At 45.0% G+C, this 15,678-nt stretch carries 12 protein-coding genes; 9 read left to right on the top strand and 3 right to left on the bottom strand.

What is annotated here, in order from left to right; all coding sequences use genetic code 11:
- The first annotated feature begins 308 nt into the window (after positions 1–308).
- The 6 genes from tkt to nhaD all read left to right on the top strand — a co-directional run bounded on the left by tkt (position 309) and on the right by nhaD (position 8,681).
- On the top strand, positions 309–2,303 hold the full coding sequence (tkt, locus tag L5M17_RS03500) for a transketolase (RefSeq protein WP_028761630.1): 1,995 nt from the start codon (positions 309–311) through the stop codon (positions 2,301–2,303).
- 116 nt (positions 2,304–2,419) lie between these two features.
- A complete protein-coding gene (epd, locus tag L5M17_RS03495; RefSeq protein WP_105250098.1) occupies positions 2,420–3,436 on the top strand; it encodes an erythrose-4-phosphate dehydrogenase in 1,017 nt (338 codons plus the stop codon).
- A gap of 134 nt (positions 3,437–3,570) precedes the next feature.
- Positions 3,571–4,746 (top strand): phosphoglycerate kinase, encoded by a 1,176-nt coding sequence (locus L5M17_RS03490; protein ID WP_263145237.1) that lies wholly within the window; start codon positions 3,571–3,573, stop codon positions 4,744–4,746.
- Positions 4,747–4,969: 223 nt separating this feature from the next.
- Positions 4,970–6,037 (top strand): class II fructose-bisphosphate aldolase, encoded by a 1,068-nt coding sequence (fba, locus tag L5M17_RS03485; protein WP_028761627.1) that lies wholly within the window; start codon positions 4,970–4,972, stop codon positions 6,035–6,037.
- A 205-nt stretch (positions 6,038–6,242) separates the two neighbouring features.
- A complete protein-coding gene (locus L5M17_RS03480) occupies positions 6,243–6,980 on the top strand; it encodes a YdiY family protein (RefSeq protein WP_028761626.1) in 738 nt (245 codons plus the stop codon).
- A gap of 231 nt (positions 6,981–7,211) precedes the next feature.
- On the top strand, positions 7,212–8,681 hold the full coding sequence (nhaD, locus tag L5M17_RS03475) for a sodium:proton antiporter NhaD (RefSeq protein ID WP_105250095.1): 1,470 nt from the start codon (positions 7,212–7,214) through the stop codon (positions 8,679–8,681).
- Between the two features lie 193 nt (positions 8,682–8,874).
- On the opposite strand, the gene L5M17_RS03470 is transcribed toward nhaD, so the two are convergent.
- Complete coding sequence (locus L5M17_RS03470; RefSeq protein ID WP_173497322.1) at positions 8,875–9,393, bottom strand: hypothetical protein; 519 nt, start codon at positions 9,391–9,393, stop codon at positions 8,875–8,877.
- 10 nt (positions 9,394–9,403) lie between these two features.
- Positions 9,404–10,225, bottom strand: a complete 822-nt coding sequence (locus tag L5M17_RS03465; protein WP_263145230.1) for a cytochrome c3 family protein — start codon at positions 10,223–10,225, stop codon at positions 9,404–9,406.
- 429 nt (positions 10,226–10,654) lie between these two features.
- Between L5M17_RS03465 and L5M17_RS03460 the strand changes: the two genes are divergently transcribed.
- The 3 genes from L5M17_RS03460 (at position 10,655) to L5M17_RS03450 (ending at position 13,450) form a co-directional block, all read left to right on the top strand.
- Entirely contained in the window at positions 10,655–11,404 is a 750-nt protein-coding gene (locus tag L5M17_RS03460; protein WP_105250092.1) for a transcriptional regulator, read from the top strand.
- Complete coding sequence (locus tag L5M17_RS03455; protein WP_113939813.1) at positions 11,397–11,951, top strand: hypothetical protein; 555 nt, start codon at positions 11,397–11,399, stop codon at positions 11,949–11,951. The genes L5M17_RS03460 and L5M17_RS03455 overlap by 8 nt, the downstream gene beginning before the upstream one ends.
- Before the next feature lie 95 nt (positions 11,952–12,046).
- Entirely contained in the window at positions 12,047–13,450 is a 1,404-nt protein-coding gene (locus L5M17_RS03450; protein ID WP_028761621.1) for a hypothetical protein, read from the top strand.
- Here L5M17_RS03450 and L5M17_RS03445 read toward each other — a convergent pair.
- Positions 13,431–15,668, bottom strand: coding sequence for a PAS domain-containing protein (locus L5M17_RS03445; protein ID WP_263145227.1), 2,238 nt, complete (start codon positions 15,666–15,668; stop codon positions 13,431–13,433). The genes L5M17_RS03450 and L5M17_RS03445 overlap by 20 nt on opposite strands.
- Between the last annotated feature and the right edge of the window lie 10 nt (positions 15,669–15,678).

The following is a 15,678-nucleotide window of genomic DNA, read 5'->3' as shown; positions in this document are numbered from 1 at the left end:
TCAGTCATAAATAGGTTATTTTTCTTATATTTCATAGTATTAAGTTTGCTATGTTTTTGAGAAATTTATTTCTCCATTACAAGTGATCCTTGCTATGCCCTCTCAAGTAAACGCGAGCAAAGTGACCGGCTTGTTTCTGCGACTTGTATACCCAAGCGACCTGAATCCTGCATCTTCAGGTTGTTTGGGTACATATTCGCCCATCTTTTGCTGAGTGAATGGTAATTTTAGTTTGCGTCACACTGGCATGTAGGGGAAAATATGCATCCAAATTGCCCGCTAGACCCCACAAACAAGCAGGAGAGAGCATGTCTTCCCGTAAAGTACTCGCAAACGCAATCCGTGCGTTAAGTATGGATGCAGTTCAAAAAGCAAATTCAGGCCATCCCGGCGCCCCAATGGGTATGGCAGATATTGCTGAAGTGCTGTGGAATGATTTCCTTAAGCACAACCCGAACAATCCGAAATGGGTAGATAGAGATCGTTTTATCCTCTCTAACGGTCACGGTTCAATGCTGATTTACTCTTTACTTCACCTGACTGGTTATGAATTACCAATTGAAGAGCTTAAACAGTTCCGTCAATTGCATTCTAAAACCCCGGGTCACCCAGAATACGGTTACACCCCAGGTGTTGAAACCACAACGGGTCCACTCGGTGCGGGCATCAGCAACGCTGTTGGTATGGCGATTGCTGAGAAAACCTTAGCGGCACAGTTTAACCGTGATGGTCACGATATCGTTGATCACTACACTTACTGCTTCCTCGGCGATGGCTGTTTGATGGAAGGTATTTCCCACGAAGCCTGTTCATTAGCCGGTACTTTAGGTTTAGGTAAACTGGTCGCATTTTGGGATGACAACGGTATTTCTATCGATGGCCATGTTGAAGGCTGGTTCACCGATGATACGCCAAAGCGTTTTGAAGCTTACGGCTGGCATGTGATTGCCGGTGTTGATGGTCACGATAGCGCGGCAATCCGTGCTGCTATCGAAGCGGCGAAAGCCGTTACTGATAAACCAACCATGATTTGCTGCAAAACCATTATCGGTTTTGGTTCACCTAACAAATCAGGCAGCCACGATTGCCACGGCGCGCCACTAGGCGATGCGGAAATCGCAGCAGCCCGTGAATTCCTTGGCTGGCCACATGCGCCATTCGAAATCCCTGCTGACGTTTATGCGGGTTGGGATGCCAAAGAAGCCGGTGCTGCCCGTGAAGCAGCGTGGAACGAGAAGTTTGCAGCTTATCGCGCAGCTCACCCAGAACTGGCTGCTGAATATGAGCGTCGCGTTCTGAAAGGTGAATTACCTGCTGATTTCGAAGAAAAAGCGCAGGCATTCGTGCAAGCATCACAGGACAAAGCCGAAGGTATTGCGAGCCGTAAAGCCTCACAAAATGCTATCGGTGCATTTGGCGCTATGTTGCCTGAACTGTTAGGCGGCTCTGCTGACTTAGCGGGTTCTAACTTGACACTGTGGTCAGGTTCTAAAGGTATTCAAGACGATCCAGCTGGTAACTACATTTACTACGGCGTGCGTGAATTCGGCATGAGCGGCATTATGAACGGTGCTTCGCTGCATGGTGGTTTCATCAACTACGGCGCAACGTTCATGATGTTCATGGAATATGCTCGTAACGCAGTTCGTATGTCGGCGCTGATGGGCATTCAAAACATCTTCGTTTATACCCATGACTCTATCGGTCAAGGTGAAGATGGCCCAACGCATCAACCAGTTGAGCAATTAGCTAACCTGCGTATGACGCCAAATATGGCCGTATGGCGTCCATGTGATGCGGCAGAAACGGCAGTTTCTTGGAAAGCTGCGATTGAGCGCCGTAATGCACCTACGTCACTGATCTTCAGCCGTCAAAACCTGAAAGCTCAAGCGCGTACCGCTGAGCAATTAGCTAATGTGGCTAAAGGTGCTTATGTACTGCAAGACTGTGCGGGTACACCAGAACTGATCCTGATCGCAACTGGTAGCGAAGTACAATTGGCAATGGATGCAGCCGCTGCACTGACTGAGCAAGGTAAACACGTTCGCGTCGTCTCTATGCCATCGACAACTGAGTTCGATAAGCAAGATGCCGCGTATAAAGAATCTGTATTACCACGTGCTGTGACTAAACGTGTGGCTATTGAAGCGGCGCATACCGATTTCTGGTACAAGTACGTCGGGTTTGAAGGCACAGTTGTGGGCATGACCACATTTGGTGAGTCTGCGCCGGGTAACGTGCTATTGAATCACTTCGGTTTCACCGTTGAAAATGTGCTGAATGCTGCAAAATCATTGGGCTAATCGCTCAAGGGATTAGATTCAATACAAAAGGTTAAACTTTTTAAGTGTTAATCTGTATAATGCGGCCTGCAATCGTTTGCAGGCCGTTTTTGTATTAAGAGGAAATTGAGACCTCAATGATCCGAGTCGCTATCAATGGTTATGGCCGTATCGGCCGCTCTATTCTCCGAGCTTTATATGAGTCTGGAAAACGGCAGCAAATGCAGATTGTCGCGATTAATGAATTAGCTAAACCTGAAGCCATTATTCATCTGACCCAGTACGACACCACCCACGGTCGGTTTGCGCATAAAGTGAAGCTTGTTGATGATCATATGCTGATTGGCGACGATGCGATAAAAATTCTCCACGAGCCCGATCCGGCAAAACTCCCTTGGCACGAGATGGACATAGATATTGTCTATGAAGCCACAGGCGTATTAGTTGATCGTCAAAGCTGCGAAGCCCATATTCATGCTGGCGCTAAACAAGTGCTGATAAGCCATCCATCCTCAGCGGATGTCGATGGCACGATTGTCTATGGTGTGAATCACGATTTACTCCGCGCCGAACACACAGTGGTTTCCAACGCTTCTTGCACCACAAACTGTATCGTGCCTGTGATCGATGTGCTCGATCGCCACTTCGGAGTTAAAAGCGGTGCCATTACCACTATCCATTCGGCGATGAATGATCAGCAAGTGATTGATGCTTATCATGATGATTTGCGTCGTACCCGCGCTGCTGGTCAATCGATTATCCCTGTCGACACTAAGCTTGCCCGCGGTATTGAGCGGATCTTGCCACACATGAAAAATAAGTTTGAAGCGATTTCGGTGCGCGTGCCCACCATCAACGTGACCGCCATCGATTTGTCCGTGACCTTAGAAAAAACCGTCGATATTGCCACAGTCAATCAGGTGCTGGAATCAGCCGCCAATGGGCGATTTAATGGCATCTTAGGCTATACTGATGAGCCCTTAGTCTCATGTGATTTCAACCATGATCCGCGCTCCAGTATTGTCGATGGTACCCAGACCCGCGTGAGCGCCGGTCAGTTGGTAAAGTTACTCCTGTGGTGCGATAACGAGTGGGGTTTTGCCAATCGTATGTTAGATACGAGTTTGGCGATGATTGCGGCCAAGCGAGGCTGATAAAAGTAGATTATTCACTTGTGGGTCACTGAATTTATGCCAATTCGACGGGATGTCGAGCGCCGAGCGGCAGTCAATTCATACCGGCTATGTGTGAAACAGTTTGTTTTTTGATTATAAAAGGAAGCGTTACCATGGCAATTATCAATATGTCAGATCTGGATCTACAAGGTAAGCGCGTGCTTATCCGCGAAGATCTCAATGTCCCTGTCAGCAACGGCGTCGTCACCAGTGACGCACGTCTGCGCGCCTCTCTACCGACTATCGAGTTGGCACTTGAAAAAGGTGCGGCTGTGATGGTGATGTCGCATTTAGGTCGTCCGACCGAAGGCGAATACAATGCTGAATATTCTCTGCAACCTGTGGTCGATTATTTGGCTAAAGCCCTGTCTTGTCCTGTGCGTTTAGCGACCGACTATTTAGATGGCGTTGACGTTGCCGTGGGTGAAGTGGTTGTGTTCGAAAACGTGCGTTTCAACGTGGGTGAAGGCAAGAACAACGAAGCCTTATCGAAAAAAATGGCGGCGCTGTGTGATGTCTATGTGATGGACGCCTTCGGTACTGCACATCGTGCCCAAGCATCGACTCATGGCGTGGGCATGTTTGCCCCAATCGCCTGTGCCGGTCCATTACTGGCACAAGAATTAGATGCCTTAGGCAAGGCATTAGATAATCCTGCGCGTCCTATGGTGGCGATTGTCGGTGGCTCTAAAGTGTCGACTAAGCTGACCGTGCTAGAAAGTCTTTCGGGTATCGTTGATCAGTTAGTGGTTGGCGGCGGTATTGCCAATACTTTCATTGCGGCGGCGGGCTACAATGTCGGTAAATCGTTGTATGAAGCGGATTTGATCGACGAAGCTAAGCGTTTAGTGGCTAATGCTAAGAGCCGTGGCGCCGATATTCCTGTGCCGACCGATGTGGTCGTTGCGGGCGAGTTTAGCCCAACAGCAGTGGCAACGTTAAAATCGGTTAGCGAAGTCGCTGATGGCGAAATGATTTTCGATATTGGTCCAGATAGCGCTGAAGCACTGGCTAAAATCATCGAATCTGCTGGTACTATCGTGTGGAACGGCCCTGTGGGCGTGTTCGAATTCGACCAATTCGGTGAAGGTACTAAGCGTATCGCCCAAGCTATTGCTGATTCAAAAGCGTTCTCTATCGCAGGCGGTGGTGACACTTTGGCTGCGGTTGATAAGTACGGTATTGCCGATAAAGTGTCTTATATTTCGACTGGTGGCGGTGCTTTCCTCGAGTTCCTCGAAGGTAAAGAATTACCGGCTGTGGCTATGTTAGAAAAGCGCGGCGCTTAATCATTAAGTTTTAAAATACGCGGCGCATAAGACGCCGCGATAAGCTCTGATAACATCAAAGCTTTGATAAAAAGTAAAAAATTATAAAAAAACCGCCCGTATTCATCTAAGGTACTTAATTTAAGTTGTTTATTTAAGGTACAGAGTTGAATGCGGGTATAAAAATCCATCCAAACGATAGCGACCTCGGTGATAGATATCACCCTATTATTGGAGTTAAAAAATGGCGTTAATTTCCCTACGACAACTACTTGATCACGCAGCAGAACATGGATACGGTGTGCCTGCGTTTAACGTTAACAACTTAGAGCAGATGCGTGCCATCATGCAGGCCGCTGAAGCAACAGACAGCCCTGTGATAGTGCAAGCTTCTGCTGGCGCGCGTAAATACGCTCGCCCACAGTTCTTAAAATATTTGATGGCAGCAGCTCTTGAGCAGTACCCAGATATTCCTGTGTGTATTCACCAAGACCACGGTACCGATCCTGATATTTGTCAGCGTTCTATCCAATTAGGCATGTCATCAGTCATGATGGACGGCTCTTTGATGGCTGACGGCAAAACGCCTGCATCGTACGAGTACAACGTTGATGTTACTCGTCGTACAGTGGCATTTGCCCATGCGTGTGGTGTGTCAGTTGAAGGTGAAATCGGCTGTTTAGGCAGCTTAGAAACTGGCCAAGCTGGCGAAGAAGATGGTGTTGGTGCATCAGGTATTTTAAGTCACGATCAAATGCTGACTAGCCCTGAAGAAGCGGCGCGTTTCGTTGCCGATACCCATGTTGATGCACTCGCGATTGCTATCGGTACTAGCCATGGTGCATATAAGTTCAGTCGTAAACCGACGGGCGATGTACTGCGTATCGACCGCATCAAAGAAATTCATGCGCGTATTCCTAACACTCACTTAGTGATGCACGGTTCATCTTCTGTGCCACAAGAGTGGCTAAAGATCATCAACCAATATGGTGGTCAGATCCCAGAAACCTACGGTGTACCATTAGAAGAAATCGTAGAAGGTATCAAACACGGTGTGCGTAAAGTCAACATTGATACCGACTTACGTTTAGCATCAACGGGTGCCGTTCGTAAATTCTTAGCTGAACACCCAAGTGAATTTGATCCACGTAAATTCCTGAAAGCATCAATGGAAGCCATGGCCGATATCTGTACGGTTCGCTATGAAGCTTTCGGCTGTGCAGGTCAAGCATCTAAGATTAAGCCATTGTCTTTACAAGCAATGTATAAAGCGTATCAGTCTGGCGCGTTAGATCCTAAGATCAATATGTAAGCGTTGTCGCTGAGATAAAAACCCGCTAAAGCGGGTTTTTTTATACTTAAAATAGCTGCAATTTTCATTTTTTAATCGTAAATGTTAATATCGCGCAGATTTTCAGGGGAAAATACTAACCCTTATTAATATGTGCTTATTCAGCATCGCTGGGACGAACAGATATTTATAGGGATTGGATTTAACGGAACAGGAACGGATAAACATGAAGAAAGTACTGACCGCAGCACTATTAATGACTGCACCTTTTATGGCGACAGCTGGGGCCGATTTTGTAAAAGGCGATGAGACATTCGCAGGTGAAGCTGAGCTTGGTGCAACCTTAACCACAGGTAACACTGAAACCTCATCATTCAAAGGGCGTTTAAATCTTAAGCATGAGCTTGGCGATTGGGAGAATCAGTACTTACTCGAAGGTTTATATAAAGAGGATACAGGTTCTGTTACCGCGAAACGCTATTTAGCGGGCGCACAAGGTAACTACAAGATGACAGATCGTAGCTACTTGTTTGCTAACGGTAATTATGAAGTTGATCCGTTCACAGGTTATGATTACACGCTATCTGGCGCAGCGGGTTATGGTTATAGATTCTATGATACTAGTAAGACCTTTTTAGATGTCGAAGTCGGTCCAGGTTATATCTATCAGCGTCTTGATACAGAGCAAGCACTTATCGAAGGCCATGACACCAATGACAGCGTCGTCGCTCACGGCGTGATCAACTTTGAAACCGAAATCACTGACACCTCTAAATTCCAACAACGTTTCGTTGCCGATTACGGTGATAAGCTCGATGCCCGTTCTGAAACTTCGTTAACGGCGAATATTATCGGCGCATTAGCAATGAAGTTTGCCATTATTGTGCGTTACAACAGCGAGCCGTTGGATAATAAGAAAAGTACAGATACAGAAACCAATATGACCTTGTTATATTCCTTCTAATGCTGTGACGCTGATTAGAAACTAAAAAGCACCTTTGAGGTGCTTTTTTATTGGCTCTTTTTAGACTAAGTTAAATGTTTCTTTATTAGTTATCGCTGTAGTTATACAAAAATTAATGTTTTAAACGCCTTTGGTTATAGGGTAATGCATAGAAAGTTGCGTTTTATCAACATTTACTATGCCGAAGCTATGGTAATTTTCGACTAATTTCCTACGTAGAGATGAACTTTAATGAAATTACAGCGGTTGTTTAAAGGCAGTGGAATGGCGTTCTGGAGTCTATTCTGCGTTGCAATATTGAGCGGATTCTCACCTGCAGCATGGGCTATGACAGAAGGGATAGAACGGCTTAATTTAACCGCCTCGAGTGTGGGTTATGTTGCCGTCTTTGTGTTTGTACTTGCATACATAATGGTGATGGCTGAGGAGTCGTTACATTTACGCAAGTCGAAACCTGTGCTGGTCGCGGCAGGGATTATCTGGGGCATGATAGGTTTTGTGTATGTACAAAATGGTATGTCTGAAGTGTCGGAAGCGGCATTCAAACATAACTTGCTTGAATATGCTGAGCTTCTACTCTTCTTACTCGTGGCGATGACTTATATCAATGCTATGGAAGAGCGAAATTTGTTTGATGCCATTCGTGGTTGGCTTGTCGGCCGTGGTTTTAGTCTAAGAACCGTATTTTGGTTGACAGGGTTTATGGCGTTCTTTATCTCACCCGTGGCAGATAATTTAACGACTGCGCTATTGATGTGTGCCGTGGTGATGAAGGTGGGGGCAGGGCAACGCAAGTTTATCACCCTAGCCTGTATCAACATTGTTGTTGCGGCTAATGCGGGTGGTGCGTTTAGTCCGTTTGGTGATATCACGACCTTAATGGTGTGGCAAAAAGGATTAGTGCACTTTAGCGATTTCTTCCATCTGTTTATTCCTGCTTTAGTGAACTTTGCATTACCCGCTGCCATTATGAGTGTGTTTATTCCACATTTCGTGCCAGAGCCAGAAAAAGAGCATGTTTATACTAAGCCGGGTGCTAAGCGAATTGTTGCGTTGTTTTTACTCACAATCGCTACGGCAGTGTGTGCTCATTCCTTCTTAGGTATGCCGCCTGTATTGGGTATGATGACGGGATTAGGTTTCTTACAATTCTTTGGTTTTTATCTGCGTAAAACCTTCAATCGTTCCGTTGCCCGCGAACGTGCAAAGGCTGAATTGCGTCAGGACGAGCAGCGTCTTCAGCAGCTTGGTAGTGTGGTGCCCTTCGATGTGTTTAGCAGGATCTCCCGCGCTGAATGGGATACCCTGTTGTTCTTTTATGGTGTAGTGCTATGTGTGGGTGGCCTTGGCTTTATGGGGTACTTGAGCTTAGTATCTGAGGCTTTGTATTCCAATTGGGATACGACTTATGCCAACGTGGCTATCGGTCTGTTGTCTTCTGTTGTTGATAATATTCCGGTGATGTTTGCTGTGTTGACGATGAACCCTGAGATGGCCTTAGGCCAATGGTTACTGGTAACGTTAACCGCAGGAGTTGGGGGCAGTTTATTGTCAATTGGCAGTGCTGCAGGGGTCGCGTTAATGGGACAAGCTAGGGGGATTTACACCTTTGGTGCCCATTTGCGTTGGACACCTGTCATTGCGCTGGGTTATATCGCGAGCATTTTAGTACATATGTGGCTCAATGCTGCGATGTTCTAAATAAAAGTACTGCTCATTCACCTTTTGGGCTGTATTGGTGTTTGTGAGTCGTTTTGTAGCGGATAATATCGCGAATTATTTAGCGAACAACATCGAGCTAACAAAATTCAATCGCATAACGTCTAGATATCAATGAATAAAATAGAGGCATCCGATGGATGCCTCTATTTGTTTGGATATGTCATGGGAAGGATTATTGCGGTAGAACTTGGATTAAATCCAGCTCGTTATTGGCTTTTGCACCGTAGATCTGAATCGCGACTTTAATTTGTGCCACTGAACCACTTGGATCCTGCTGAGCCCAATCTAAGCCAGCTATCTCAAATTGATATTGACCGCTTGTGACTTCGGTTAATTTACCGCTGCATTCTCCAAGACTTTGGCAACGATAATTTTGGGTAACATGCCAGTGTTTCCATGCCTTCGGATTCGAGGATTCCTTGGCTTTGTCGGGGAACCCAAAATAGTAAATATCATAGGTTTTTGCTGCAGTGATCGCTTCTTGTTGCGCATTCGTCAGTGAAAATTGAATTGTCCCTGTACTCGAGTCAAATTGCTCAAGCTTGAGATTTATTTGCGTTGCTTCATCAATGTTTACTGCATTTTCGACGGGAGGTGGCTGCGGCGTTTCAGGCTCAGTGTTATTGCTGTCACTGCCACATCCTACGAGCATTAATGTCGCGAGGGTCAATGTGAGTAATGGGTATTTCATCACAGTCTCCTTAATTGAAATGCCCTGTATGGCAAGTGGTGCATTCCATGTCTGTCTTTACACTTGCCGCTGAGCCTAGTGTGCTAGTGCTACCATGACAAGTTTGGCAATCTTGCGCATCTGGTGTTGGCTTACTACCAACAAGGGCGCCGATATTCTCCCCTTGATAGGCACGATTCAATACATCTACTAGGTAATAAGCCATAGACGCGGATAAGCGGTAGCAGCGTTCACCTTTTTTCGCGAATGGTAAGCCAGAAGCCTTTGACCAGTTACTGATAGATGAGTGACATAACACGCTCTTGGCTTTTGATGAACTGCCCACAAGAGCCGTTTTTTCTGCTGTCGAGCCAATACCAGTAACAAATTCAGGTGAAGATAAAGGGAGCGTTGTATTTTCGTAGTAGCGGAAGGTATTAGCTATCACGGCGTTATTGTGACCATTAATGTCATCTAAAATATTCACTAACATGCCTATCGCATTAAGATTACCGCAGAGCGTGCCTTGACCCGTTACCCCTGCAAAACCATAGGCGGCTAATGCCGTTGGAATTGTTTTGAACTTGTCTGCATCGGCACTATTAGATTGGGCTAGCATAGTCACAACGGCATGAAAAACTTGGTGCATACAACCACCACCCGTTTCATAGGCCAGTTTTGCTGTTGCCATTGCATCAAGTGGAACGTATTTAAGTTTCTCACCTATCGCTAATTGATATTGACCATCGGCATTCGTTGCCGCGAGAACCGATGTTCCCATGAATGTTGCACCTGCCGCAGCGGTGCTAATACCAATAATACGGGTTAATGCTTGACGTCTATTTATGCTCATTATGTATTTCCTCTATGTAGGATTACTTCTATTTATCAAATGCTAAAGATAAATTGATGGCGTAAATTCTAAGCATGCTTGAGATAAATATTGTGATTTACGCCGGAGGATATTTGCCTTTTACATGAGCGGTAAATAGCGTCACTATAATAGAATTAACCGACTTAAATTATGTATTTTAATTAACTAAACAGATTGCAAAGTGCTCATCGTCCCGATTTTTGTTATATTTATGTAAATTTATGCCGAATTTACCATGTGCTAAATGGCATTTATTCCTGTGAGTTAACGCATGTTTTTGCCTAATAGCGCTGAACTTGGGGGTCGTCTCACGAAAATTAACTATTTGCTGACTTGGGTTAGCAAGATCACATTAATCATTAGTTAGTTTGCATAGACTTAACTTTGTGTTTTTATGGAGTTGAGTGGATGTTGATGCAATTGGGAGACTGCAGGTTTGATCGGGAACGAGGCATACTGATTGAGTTGTCTCGCGATGAATCTTGGCATCTTCCTCGAGCCGAGTTACAAGTACTTAATTTGCTTGTTGAGCATCAAGGTAAGTTGGTTTCTAAGCACATGCTGAAGACGGGGGATGGAAAGCATCCGCCGCTAACTGATACCTCTGTGGCCCGTGCTGTTTTTATGCTTCGCAGCTTTCTTGGACCTCAATATGAGGGCTTGATTGAAACCGTGAAAGGCCAAGGTTATTTACTCCAACCATCTAATGGGACTGAGTTTAGAGGTGTTAATTACCTCAGATTGCACACAGTGCCTTTGTGGAGTGCCTTAGTGTTATTCGGGTTTATGTTAGCGTTTTCGGTGTTTTATTTGAATCATACGGATCACAGCAAGCCAACCCAAGCACTTATGACCTCAATATTACCTTTGGCTTCAGGCCAGCAAGTACGATTACACTTATTTGCTGATTCCAATACTAATAACACCTTACTCTTCGAATTAGGTGAGCGCTTAAGTGCAGGATTAATCGCCTGCGGTCAAAGTGATTGGGCTGATGTTTATGCTTCTTTGTCCCATGATAAACAAGTGCTTAATATTACTTTTCGAGGCGAAAAACTCGGTCAGTCAGTGATCCGTAATATTAAAATCAGTGATTTCACTCGACCGAAAACCTTCATCGATGCTGCTTGGCTGCAGGAGGTTAACATCTGTGGCTAAATGGCTAAAGTGGACGATTAATATTGTTATCTTGTCGGCATTGATTATGGCCTGCGGTGTGATATACAAACAGTCGGCTACCAATCAGACGATGATTTTAAATTGCAGCTCTGAATTATTCGACCGCCATTCTAGTGCCAATCCTAGCGGCAGCTCGAGTGTTAGCAGTGACGGTAAATTTTACCTACTCGTGGATGTTTTGATTGCCGCTGACAATACGCAGATCAATTATCGTTACTTTAATATTGACGGTACGAGTGCGGGCAATATTTTAATGCAAGGCAAAGTCGACAGTATTGAGGCCAATAGCATGACCTATAAAGTTACCGTTAAAACGAAAACGGAATCTGAAATTGAAAAGCAAAAAAATTGGCCAGAACATATGAAATATCTATCCTATATCAGCAGCTTACATTTTAATGACTCGGAAATGCACAATCTCAGTATCGAGGTGTTAGATATGGATGACACCAAAGATTATGCCGTGGTCCTTTTTCAGCCTAGCAATACTATTTGTGGATGCAGAATCGTAAATAGTCGAATTTAATCAGTGAATTTGAGTTTATTTCAGTTAAGATTAGTGCTCATTGATTTGTGATTACTGTGGTGAGTCTCCTGTGAGGGATTCATGAAAAGGGTGTTGTGTCTAAGATACGTGTAAAGCAAGAAGAATCCCTGTCGATTAAGTTCAGCCATCAGATGGAAAAGGGCGATAATCGTCAGCTCGATCTCTATTTCTTTTTACCTAAGGAAATGGGCATAGGCTCGCGCACGCTCAATGAAGAAGAGTACTACTACAGCTCAATAGTTGGACGTCGCTCATACTATTCAGAAGGCTTGCACTTACCTCTGGTGCAGGGGCGTTTTGCCAGTTTAAATCGCCGTACTGTTGAAGAGTTCAGATTGTACCTAAATCTCTTCGCCTATCAGTTTGCGGTTGCGGTTGAAAACGATGTTAAAGAACTCAATCAAATCACAGATGTAACCCATTTTTATTTTGCCCTCGACGAATTACGCGAACAAATTGCCCAGTTGCTGAAAAAGTTTCGTCGTAACGAACCAGGTGATCCCAAATGGAAATCTTACTTTGAAAATGCTGATAACTACTTGTCTTGGTTTTGTGAGCAGCAGTTACTCAAAGTGCTCGCTTATGCCACTCGTACCAGTGATTTCAACGATATTTTAGAGCGGGTACTCACGCTCTGCCGTAATGAATGTGCCTATCGTGATGAGCATAAGTACAACTCAGCGCAAACTAAGCAAGATCCTAACCGTATCTCTAATAAGATGTTGTTATTGCGCCGTTTAATTCAACAAGGTGTGGTACTCAAAGAAGAGTTAAAGCCTTTAGGGATTGGCCTTAAAAAGTTTACGACAGGACTGGCGACCGCGTTAGTGATGTTGGTGGTGTCTGCGTTGATAATTCAAGCACAGGGTGCCTTTAGTGGTTTTACTATTGCGCTAGTGCTGACCTTGGCCGTGATCTACGGTTTCAGGGAAATCTTTAAGGACGATGTGCGCAATGCCATGTGGCGATTTATTCAGCGGGGTCGACCACGTTGGAGCCGCATTTTACGGGATACTACGAGTCAGGCGGTTATCGCTAAGCAGTTGGTATGGCTTGAGTTTATGCGTCAACAAGATCTACCCGAAAAAGTCAGTGACATTCTAAAGCACAGACATAGCCAAAATAAGGTCGATGCGGAAATTCTGCACTATAAAATCGCCACTAAGGTGAATCAGAGTGAATTTCAAGCGGGATATTCGACTATTCAAGAGCAAGTGAGCTTTAGCTTAGTGCCTTTTGCCCGTTATTTAGAACGGGGTAAAGCGAAGATTTATAAGGAAGTTGAAGGCAAAATTAGTTATGAATCGGTTGAGCGGCGCTATCAAGTCAATCTGATTTTAGTGTTGCGTGATGGGCGCGAAGCCCCGCAGTATATTCGCTATAAAATCACCATGAACCGCTCGGCAATCATAGAAATTACCCAGAGTCAGTTGCCTGACTCAGTTAATGCACCCGAATCTACGATTGATGACGAGTAAAGGCCTGACCGATATTCTGATCGTTATTTTGCTTCGCCCGTTTTAGGGCGATTTCGGCATTATTCAAATATTGCTCTAATGTCTGGCCTTCTTGATAACCCGCAATACCAATACTAATACCTTCCCCTAAGCCATTACCATTGAGCTTTTCCATCATATTGAGGGCAAAGTTGTGCGCATGGGTGGCGTCTGTGTCAGGTAACATCACAATGAGCTTCCCTAGCTGCCAATGCAGAATTTGATAATTAGCTGGAATTTCAAGCAATAATTGCACTTCTATTTCTTGCTGACGATTTGCCAGTTGGTCGATATCACTCATGTGGCTTAGCATGCCCTCTGGATTGATATCCATTAACAGTAAGCTTGAGCTGAGACGGCTTGGCGGCGGCAGAGAGTTAAAGTAACGTTCTAAATCTGCCAAATTCAGCAGAATAGTACTGCGATGGGGCACAAGGTTACGCTTCTCTGTGCCTCGACCACGCTCGGCGGCTTGTTCTAAAGTGCAGACGATATAATCAATCTCACCATCGGCGGCCACATGGCCCTTCAATGTGGCTTGCAAACAATTGGAATGCGCCTGTTTAGGTGAGCATAGAATTTGCCCTTGCCACTGACCTTGCATGGCAATTTGGGCGCTGATCCTCTGCCATTGATTGCCTAAATCATTTGCGAGTAATGACGCTAAATCTTGATTTAAATCGCCATTGAGTTGCATTAGCGCATCGAATACTGGATTGATTTTAATCAGTTTACCGTTAGCATCTGTGAGGGCTGTCGCTACTGTGTTATCGCATAAAAGCTCACTGAGAAAAGCATTTTGTTTGCTGCTGATTAACTCACTGATGTCCTCAAGGGTGATTAATAGATGTGGTGAGCCTCGGCTCGCCCTTGGTGCTTGGCGGATATGAACCCGCAGCGTGGGGCCATTGATACTGTCTAGACTGATTTCACCAGACCATTGACCGGTTTTATGTACCTGCTCCATTAACTCCGTGTAGGTTTTATCATCGAGGCATAAGGTACGCTGTAGGCTTCGGTCTGTCAGTTCATCTAATGGTACTAAGGTCGCTTGTGCCGCTTTAGTATTGGCACTGATGACTCTGGCATTTTCGTTTACCATCATAAAGCCAATGTCACTATTAAATAAGCCATTAGCAACATCAATACTGTATTGGCGTGAACGCTGTTGTAAGCGATACATGTGGCTGAGTAGTACAACCCAAGCGGCTAAAACCGTTAATATTAACGATGCCACAATGACAATGTTTTGCCATTGTGAGAAACGAGCAGCTATGTCTGAGTTGCGCACATAGGAGAGTAAAAAATATTCTCTGTGAGTCTCAGGTTGGGCAGTGAGTTCGATTTTAAGGTAAACATAAGTGGCTTCTTCACCGTGGAATTGTCCAAAGTTGCTCATGGACATATCGCGCCACAGGGCCGGATAGCTCTGTCTTAAACTTGCTCCTAAGGTCTCTGGCATATTGCTTAGAGGGGCGAGATCGCTCGCGCCAGCATAGAGTAATCCTTGAGTATCAAGCACTAACATAGGGGACTTATTGCTTGAAAAGGCTGGTTTTATGGCCTCCAGCATTTTTACCATAGAGTTGTACGTCACCAGATAACCGATAGAACTCTGATCGGGCTTCTCGAGCCACGCCATTTGATACATATAAGGTTCAAGCATGCCGTCTATCGGAACAAATTCCAGTGGCGAGGTATAGACCTCCTTGCCACCCATGCTCCGACTCGCTCCAAGTAAGGTCGGTGGTAAGGCATCTTTATTGAAATTAGGGGGCGTTGAGAATTTATAGTTACCTTGGGGATCGTACAGTGCAATGCCGAGTAACTCAGGAATATGTTTTACTAGATCTTGCCAGTTTTCCTGCAATTTAAGTTGTTGCTTGTCGGTAGGATTGCTTAAGTATTGTTTTAGCAGTTCCCCATTGGCGAAAATTTGGGTTCGAAATTGCTGAAAAGACACTTTATCTGCGATCAATGAGCCTATGGTTTGCAGTTCACTGTATCTTTGCGTTGCCCACTCTTCTTGCAGGCGTCGTTCACCTAAAGTAATGATTAAGTGAGTTAAAATAATCATGCCAATCACCAGCATAGAAAGCTGGCTTGCAATAGCGAGTAAGCGTTGATGCGACCAATAGATCCCTTGAGTTAAAGAGAGCAGTGGCGCAGCGGGATACGTGCTTGGGTTATTCTTCAGCATGAACCGATTA

Source organism: Shewanella sp. SW24 (assembly GCF_025653395.1).
GTDB classification, from domain to species: domain Bacteria; phylum Pseudomonadota; class Gammaproteobacteria; order Enterobacterales; family Shewanellaceae; genus Shewanella; species Shewanella oncorhynchi.
This window is presented reverse-complemented; position numbering and strand designations above follow the sequence as displayed.

Coding starts and splice junctions, on each gene's coding strand:
- L5M17_RS03445 (WP_263145227.1), bottom strand. CDS start 15,668: ATGCTGAAGAATAACCCAAGCACGTATCCCGCTGCGCCACTGCTCTCT.
- L5M17_RS03465 (WP_263145230.1), bottom strand. CDS start 10,225: ATGAGCATAAATAGACGTCAAGCATTAACCCGTATTATTGGTATTAGC.
- L5M17_RS03470 (WP_173497322.1), bottom strand. CDS start 9,393: ATGAAATACCCATTACTCACATTGACCCTCGCGACATTAATGCTCGTA.
- tkt (WP_028761630.1), top strand. CDS start 309: ATGTCTTCCCGTAAAGTACTCGCAAACGCAATCCGTGCGTTAAGTATG.
- fba (WP_028761627.1), top strand. CDS start 4,970: ATGGCGTTAATTTCCCTACGACAACTACTTGATCACGCAGCAGAACAT.
- L5M17_RS03480 (WP_028761626.1), top strand. CDS start 6,243: ATGAAGAAAGTACTGACCGCAGCACTATTAATGACTGCACCTTTTATG.
- nhaD (WP_105250095.1), top strand. CDS start 7,212: ATGAAATTACAGCGGTTGTTTAAAGGCAGTGGAATGGCGTTCTGGAGT.
- L5M17_RS03460 (WP_105250092.1), top strand. CDS start 10,655: ATGTTGATGCAATTGGGAGACTGCAGGTTTGATCGGGAACGAGGCATA.
- L5M17_RS03490 (WP_263145237.1), top strand. CDS start 3,571: ATGGCAATTATCAATATGTCAGATCTGGATCTACAAGGTAAGCGCGTG.
- epd (WP_105250098.1), top strand. CDS start 2,420: ATGATCCGAGTCGCTATCAATGGTTATGGCCGTATCGGCCGCTCTATT.